Annotated in this window: 2 protein-coding genes; both read right to left on the bottom strand. The window is 68.5% G+C overall.

The window, feature by feature from the left end; all coding sequences use genetic code 11:
• Window positions 1–128: 128 nt before the first annotated feature.
• Window positions 129–935, bottom strand: coding sequence for a hypothetical protein (locus tag V6M51_RS01475; protein ID WP_332759342.1), 807 nt, complete (start codon window positions 933–935; stop codon window positions 129–131).
• 25 nt (window positions 936–960) lie between these two features.
• A partial coding sequence (locus tag V6M51_RS01470) for a choice-of-anchor U domain-containing protein (protein WP_332764017.1) occupies window positions 961–1,545 on the bottom strand: 585 nt, incomplete at its 5' end.

Here is a 1,545-nt window from a genome sequence, read left to right as displayed (position 1 = left end):
GGCCAGCCAGCCGCTGGCCAGCACTGGCAGCCGCCAGGGCGCCGACGCAGTGAGAAGGTCTTGGGACATCGCCGCTGGGTCTTCTGTCGGGCCCGGATGGCGAAGGTGCTGCGGAAGGGACACTAGGGCTACTTGTTGAAGGCAGCGATGTTTGCCCTGGCGTCCGAGTCCGCCGTGTACATGACCCGCAGGGAGGTCTTGGCCCCATTCAGCGTGGCTATGCCGGCCAGGTTGCGGGTGACGCCGGCGCAGACTTCGGCCGCGGTCACGTCGAAGACAGCGATCGAGCCGGCACTAGGCTTGACCGAACCGGTGTACGTGCACCCCAGGTTGCTCTGGCTGCCCGCCGTCAGCGCACCCGCACCATCGATGATCCAGGTCACCTCCCCGACGGCACCGCCGAACTGAGCTTTCCAGGTGGCCTGCACGTCGGCCGCCTGCGCGGCAGACGCGAACGCCGGCGAAGTCACCGGGATCCAGTTCAGGGTGGAGGTGCCGGCCGCGGTGGTGGCGGTGCCGGTCAGGCTGGCGGCCGTGACGGTGCCGGCCGCGGTGAGGGCCTGGGCGGGGCTATTGACGGGCGTCAGCGGGTAGTAGTTGCCCGTGCCAGTGAGGCTGGCCGAGTCGGCATCGATGGCGGTGCCGCTCAGAGCCACCTTGGCCACGCCGACGACCGCGGCGGCGGACTCCATGGCCACCCACGCGGTGCCGTCGGGCATCACCACCGCCGATGCGCGCGTGGCGCCATCGGCGCCGTTGGTGACGGTGCCGCTCCAGAAGTTCTGCAGGATGGCCGATGGGTTGACCAGGTTGGGCGTATCGCCGTTGCCACCACCGCCGCCGCCCCCTCCTCCGCAGGCCGCCAGGGCGGCGGCACACACGGCGAGCAGCGACGCGCGCCGCGTGATGGATGCGATCTTGTTGAACTTGTTCATGGGTACGACCTGGCTTGCGAAGAAATCAGAAGAAGAAGTGGGAGTCGGGCGTCAGCACGACGTCGGGCGCATAGCCCACGACGCTCAAGGGCATGGCGCCGATGGCGCCCGGATCGACGATCACGCCGTTGGCGATGCCGTCGTTGTCGAAGCGTCCCCCGTCGGTGATCTGGAAGTCCAGCCGGATCTTGTTGCCAACCAGGGTCGTGGAACCGCCGTAGGGCTCCGAAGCCAGGTTGTGCCACACGCCGCCCGCGTCTTTCTTCCAGTAGCCGTTGGCTCCAAGCGACGCGTCCACGAACAGGCTGAACGCCTCGGTCTTGCCGACACTGGCGACAGTGGCGGTGAAGTCGATCAGGCCCAGCGGCATGTCCAGGGCGGCGGGCTTCTCGGCGGGCGGCGCCTCCTGGCGGATGTTCTGGAAGGTGGTGGTGGAGCCGGAGTTCACCGTGCCGGCACTGCTGTCGGCGACCAGCGTGACGAACACGTCCTGGTTGCTGCTGGACGAGGTGAAGGGAGCCGAGACCACCTGCTCCTGCACTGAATCGACCAGGCCGTCGCCGTTGCCGTCACCGGCAATGCCGGCCACGCCGTTGATCACCACCGCGGG

Origin of the sequence: Phenylobacterium sp., from assembly GCF_036677185.1 — a bacterium.
Lineage (GTDB): Bacteria > Pseudomonadota > Alphaproteobacteria > Caulobacterales > Caulobacteraceae > Phenylobacterium.
The sequence above is the reverse complement of the archived record's forward strand: the minus strand, read 5'-3'. Positions and strand labels throughout refer to the sequence as shown.

What these genes read in the sequence shown, in the direction of transcription:
- V6M51_RS01475 (WP_332759342.1), bottom strand. Translation starts at nt 935, where the DNA reads ATGAACAAGTTCAACAAGATCGCATCCATCACGCGGCGCGCGTCGCTG.